The organism is Thermus sp. (assembly GCF_040290245.1).
Lineage (GTDB): Bacteria > Deinococcota > Deinococci > Deinococcales > Thermaceae > Thermus_A.
The window spans coordinates 1-5455 of record NZ_PSMQ01000083.1 but is presented as its reverse complement, the minus strand read 5'-3'; the positions used below and the strand labels follow the sequence as shown (position 1 = coordinate 5455).

The 5455-nt window shown below is 66.3% G+C and carries 4 protein-coding genes and 1 pseudogene; 3 read left to right on the top strand and 2 right to left on the bottom strand.

What is annotated here, in order from left to right; translation table 11 throughout:
* Positions 1–925, bottom strand: a pseudogene (locus tag C4301_RS09130) (transglycosylase SLT domain-containing protein); the annotation flags it as partial.
* 139 nt (positions 926–1064) lie between these two features.
* Here C4301_RS09130 and dnaB point away from each other — a divergent pair.
* On the top strand, positions 1065–2396 hold the full coding sequence (gene dnaB / locus C4301_RS09125; RefSeq protein WP_352414771.1) for a replicative DNA helicase: 1332 nt from the start codon (positions 1065–1067) through the stop codon (positions 2394–2396).
* Between the two features lie 184 nt (positions 2397–2580).
* Positions 2581–4182, top strand: coding sequence for a 30S ribosomal protein S1 (locus tag C4301_RS09120; protein ID WP_352414770.1), 1602 nt, complete (start codon positions 2581–2583; stop codon positions 4180–4182).
* A 46-nt stretch (positions 4183–4228) separates the two neighbouring features.
* Here the strand turns inward: C4301_RS09120 and C4301_RS09115 are convergent, their stop codons facing one another.
* Positions 4229–5002, bottom strand: a complete 774-nt coding sequence (locus tag C4301_RS09115; protein WP_352414769.1) for a thermonuclease family protein — start codon at positions 5000–5002, stop codon at positions 4229–4231.
* A 290-nt stretch (positions 5003–5292) separates the two neighbouring features.
* Between C4301_RS09115 and C4301_RS09110 the strand changes: the two genes are divergently transcribed.
* Positions 5293–5455 (top strand): E3 binding domain-containing protein (locus C4301_RS09110; protein WP_352414772.1); only part of this gene is annotated, 163 nt, incomplete at its 3' end.

Here is a 5455-nt window from a genome sequence, read left to right as displayed (position 1 = left end):
GAGGGGGGGGCGGAGGGGTCTCCCCCAGAAGCAAAAGGAGGCCGGAACCCCGCCTTCTAAGCCTTTCCAAGGCCTCCCCTTTCCCCAGCCGGTAGGCCCAAAGGAGGGCGTCGTCCGCAAAAGGGGCTTCCGTCTCCCCCAGGAGAAGATAAACCCGGGCCGCCTCCTCCTTCTGGCCCAGGGCCTCGAGGATCCGTCCGGCCCTCAGAAGCCCCTCCGAAGTGGAGCGAAGGTAGGCGGAGACCGCCTCTAAAAGCCGCCCCTGGCCCTCCAGGACAACGCCTTGGGCATAGAGCCCCTCCGGATGGGGGTAGCGGGCGAAGGCCTCCAGGGCCTCCTCCTTCCGCCCCAAGAAAAAAAGGGTCCAGCCCAGGCCCAGAAACCCCCTGGCCTCCTTCCGGGCCCAGGCCTGGTAGAAGGGTAGGGCCTCCCGGTAGCGCCGGAGGCGGAAAAGGGCCTGGGCCCTCAGGTCTGGCCGTTCCCCCTCCGGAAGGACCCTAAGGAGCGCCTCATAAGCCTGGCCTTGGAAAAGCCTTTCCCAAAGGGAGTTCCCCCTGTCCCAGCGGAGAACCCCCTGGACCGCCTCGTCTTCGGGCAGAAGCCGGGTGTAGGCGGAAAGCGCCCGGGAATCCCCCGCCTGGTCCAGAAGGCGGGCCGCCGCCCGCCAGGCCGCCTTCCGGTCGTACCCCGGCTCAAAGGGGCGGGCCTTTTCCAAAAACTCCGCCCAGCGGAGGGCGTACTCCGCCCGCTCCGTTAGCGGGAGGCGGTCCTCCAAAAGCCGGGCCCCCGCCCACAAGGCGGCAAACCCCTCCTGCGCCGCCACCTCCCGGTAGGCCCCCTTTTCCAGAAGGTCAAAGGGGGGCGGGAGGGTCTGGGCCCGGCAGGCGACCAGCCCCAGGAGGAGCAACCCCCAAACCCCCTTCATCCCTCGAGCCACCGGGCCACCCCGGTGGGTGATCCCAGTCTAGCCCTTCCCCCTGAGAAAGGCCTTAACCGCCCAACCCTTCCCTTGTGGGGAGGGGGCTTCCTTGGCCGGGGAAGGAGGGCGTAGACTATCTGGGCTTATGGAACCGGCGGGCCGTATTCCCCCCCATAGCCTCGAGGCGGAGCAGAGCGTTCTGGGGTCGATTCTTTTGGATTCGGAGATCCTGGACGGACTGGAAGGGCTTCTCCCCACCCCGGAGGCCTTCTACCACGAGGCCCATCGCAAGATCTTCGCGGCCATGCAGGCCATACGGGCGCGCCACCTTCCCGTGGACCTGGTCACCTTAAGCGAGGAGCTCGCCCGCCGGGGCGAGCTCGAGGCGGTGGGGGGGCTAAGCTACCTGGTGGCCCTCCAGGAGTCCACGCCCACCGCCCTTTACGCGGAGCACTACGCCCGGATCGTAGCGGAGAAATGGGCCTTAAGGCGGCTCATCCAGGCGGCGGGGGAGGCCATGCGCCTGGCCTACGAGGAGGCGGGGAGCCTGGACGAGATCCTGGACCAGGCGGGGCGGAAGGTGCTGGAGGTGGCCCTGGCCAAGACCACGCCCGAGGGCCGCCCCTTGAGGGAGCTTGTCCACGAAACCTTTGAACACATCGAGGACCTCTTCCAAAACAAAGGGGAGACAAGCGGGGTCCGCACCGGCTTTAAGGAGCTAGACCAGCTGATCGGGGGCCTTCTGCCCGGCTCCTTGAACATCCTGGCCGCCCGCCCCGCCATGGGCAAGACCGCCTTCGCCCTCACCATCGCCCAGCACGCGGCCTTAAAGGACCGCATACCGGTGGCCATCTACTCCCTGGAGATGCCCGCGGGCCAGCTGGTCCTCAGGATGCTCTGCTCGGAGGCCCGCATCGACATGAACCGGGTCCGGCAAGGGGCCCTGACCGACCGGGACTTCTCCCGTCTAGTGGACGTGGCGGGCCGGCTCTCCGAAGCCCCCATCTTCATCGACGACTCCCCCGACCTCACCCTGATGGAGCTTCGCGCCCGGGCCAGGCGGCTTAAGGCCCGGGAGGAGATCGGGCTCTTGGTGGTGGACTACCTCCAGCTCATCTCCAGCCCTTCCAAAAACGGGGAGAACCGCCAGCAGGAGATCGCCGCCATCTCGAGGGGCCTAAAGGGCCTGGCACGGGAGCTTTCCGTTCCCGTTTTGGCCCTATCCCAGCTCTCCCGGGCGGTGGAGGCCAGGCCCAACAAAAGGCCCATGCTCTCGGACCTGAGGGAGTCGGGAAGCCTGGAGCAGGACGCGGACCTGGTCATGTTCATCTACCGGGATGAGTACTATAACCCCCACTCGGAGAAGGCGGGGATCGCGGAGGTCATCGTCGGGAAGCAGAGAAACGGGCCCACGGGCGTGGTGGAGCTGCAGTTCCACGCCCAGCACGTCCGGTTCAACGACCTGGCCAAGGACTAGGCAAACGCCCTTGGCCGTGGTATAAAGGGAGGGTATGCCCTGGGGGGCCGCGCGATAGCCAAGGGAAGGGAGGGCTTCCTCCCGGTGTTTGCTGGAACGTAGCCCCTACGTGGCTGACCGCGAAGCACCCCAAGCCCTTTCGTGCCCCCAGGCAGGCGGCAAGGCGACAGGAGGAAACAGGCGGATGGCGGCTTCGGAGCAGAAGGAACAGGCGACCCAGACCCAGTTCAGCATGGAGGAGGCCCTCGAGGCCACGGGCGGCCGGTTGGAAAAGACCCTCCGGCCCGGCCAGATCCTCACCGGCAAAGTGGTCTTTGTGGGGAGCGAAGGCGTGGCGGTGGACATCGGCGCGAAGGTAGAGGGCATGATCCCCTTCAACCAGTTGACGGAAAGGGCCCTTACAGAAGAGGAGCTCAAGGCTCTTCTCAAGCCCGGGGATCAGGTCCGGGTCCAGGTCCTCAAGGCCGATATGGAAAACGGCCAGATTATCCTCTCCCGCAAGAAGGTGGAGGCCGCGGAGGTCTGGGACCAGGTCCAGGCCCTCTACGAGAAGGGGGAGCCGGTCACCGTCACCATCAAGGAAAAGGTCAAGGGCGGTCTGGTCGCGGACCTTATGGGCTTGGAAGCCTTTATGCCCGCAAGCCAGGTGGACCTGAGGCGCACCCCTAACCTGGACCCCTACCTGGGGCAGCAGGTCCTGGCTAAGATCATCGAGGTCCACCGGAAAAAGCAGCGCATCATCCTTTCCCGTCGGGCCATTCTGGAAGAGGAGCAGAAGAGGGCCAAGGAAGCCTTTTTGAAATCCCTCGAGCCTGGCCAGGAGGTGGAGGGGGTGGTGGTGGACGTCACCGAGTTCGGGGCCTTCGTCAACCTGGGCCCGGTGGACGGCCTGGTCCACCGCTCCGAGATCACCTGGGGCCGGTTCAACCATCCCAAAGAGGTCATTCGCAAGGGCCAGAAGGTGCGGGCCAAGGTCCTCTCCGTGGACCCTGAGAAGGAGCGGATCAACCTCTCCATCAAGGCCCTCATCCCCGACCCCTGGACCACCGTAGAGGAGAAGTACCCCGTGGGCAGCCGGGTCCGGGGCAAGGTGGTGGGCCTCACCCCCTTCGGGGCCTTCATAGAGGTGGAGCCTGGCCTCGAGGGCCTTATCCACGTCTCCGAGCTGTCCTGGACCAAGCGCCCCCGCCACCCCTCCGAGGTCCTGAAGGAAGGGGAAGAGGTGGAGGCTGTGGTCTTGCGCCTGGATCCGCAGGAGCGCCGCCTCTCCTTGGGCCTGAAGCAGACCCAGCCCGACCCCTGGCAGGCCCTGGTGGAAAAGTACCCTCCCGGGAGCGTGGTCAAGGGGAAGGTCACCGGGGTGACCGAGTTCGGGGTTTTCGTGGAGATCGAGCCCGGCATGGAGGGTCTGGTCCACGTAAGCGAGCTGGACTACGCCCGGGTGGAAAACCCGGCCGCCCTCTTCCAGAGGGGGGAGGAGATGGAGGTGGTGGTCCTGAACATCGACCCGGTGGAGCAGCGCATCTCCCTCTCCCGCAAGCGCCTCCTCCCGCCCCCCGCCCCCAGGCCAAAGGAGGAGAAGGAGGAGCGCCCCCGCCGGGCTAAGGGCAAGACCCGGGAGAAGCGCAAGGCGGGCCGCACCTCTGAACGGACCTACGAGTACGGGGCGGTGGCCGAGTACAACCTATACGACGCCTCCGCGGTGCCCACCGCCACGGCCACGGTGAAGCTGGGCGACCTCTACGGGGACCTCCTGGCAAGCCTGGGCCTCGAGGAGGAAAAATAACCCGTCCCCACCCCCCCGCCGCGGGAAAGACCACGGCGGGGGCGTCTTAGACCCCCCGGTGGCTTTCCTGGAAAACCCCCTCTCCTTCCGCGGCCCCTGGACGAGCAGGAGCAGGTTGAACCGCGCCTCCCTCACACCCCACCCCATCCCGGTCCCGGTCGAACCGGTGGGGGTCGGGGGGGAGCACGCGGAAGTTGCGGTGGGGGATGTCCTTGCAGTCCAGGTCCGGAGGGGGTGGGGGGATGCAGACCTCGGGATAGGCGGGGTCGCACCGGCCTTTTTCCGTACCCGTGGCGGCGCGCCCCCAGACCCCCAGGCCCTTTGATCGGGCCTGGCGCTGGGCCTCGAGGAAAAGCGTTGCGTACCGTACGTTGGGTGGAACCGTGTAGACCTCCGCCCACCCGGCCCGGACCATCTCGAGGTTGACCTGGAGGAACCTTCTGCCCCCGGAACTCCAGTCCCCCTTCGGGCTTTCCAGGTAGACATAGGCCAAAAGCCGGCGGTAGCGGTCCCGCTCCTGGGTGTCCAGCTCGAGCCAGACCTGCTTCCCAAGGACGAGCCTGGAGAGGAAGGCCTTCGCCGCTTGGCCCAAGCGCACCTCTTCGGGCCCCGAGGTACGGCGGTTGTAGGAGCTCTCCGGAGCGTCTATCCCGATCAGGCGAACGGTGCCCACCCCTAAGAGCTCTAGGGTGTCTCCATCCACCACCTTAAGGACGCTGGAGGGCCCCTGGAGCCTTCCCTGGGGGGAGTTGCTTTGCGAAGCAAACACCGAGCTGCTTCGCGAAGCGAACACCGAGAGGGCCGAGGCCAAAAGGGTCAAAAAAAGGATTGCGCCCAGCCCGATTCCTTTTGCCCCTATGCTGCTTCCCGAAGGGAACACCGGGAGGAAACCCTGCGCATGCGCTCCAGAGCCCCCTTGTCCTCCGCGGCCTGGCCCTCTTCCCTGCGTCAATCCGGGTGGCGTGCCGGCTTCGCAAAGCGAAGGGCGAGCAAATGAGCCAGGCCATCTGAAGGGCCCTGCCAAGCGGGATTGGCGATTTTTCAACCGTCTACACCCCCGAGGGGGAATTTCGGCCAAACGCTCGCCCACCTTGCTATGATAAGCCCAAGATGGAGGAACCCAAGATCACGCCCCTTGCCCGGCGGCTTGCCGAGGAAAACGGCATAGACTGGCGTAAGCTCCAGGGGACAGGCCCGGATGGCACCATCGTGGAGCGGGACATCCTGGCCTTTCTGGCCAAGCTCATGGCGGGGGAGGTGGACCTCCCCCCGG

What these genes read in the sequence shown, in the direction of transcription:
- dnaB (WP_352414771.1), top strand. Translation starts at nt 1,065, where the DNA reads ATGGAACCGGCGGGCCGTATTCCCCCCCATAGCCTCGAGGCGGAGCAG.
- C4301_RS09120 (WP_352414770.1), top strand. Translation starts at nt 2,581, where the DNA reads ATGGCGGCTTCGGAGCAGAAGGAACAGGCGACCCAGACCCAGTTCAGC.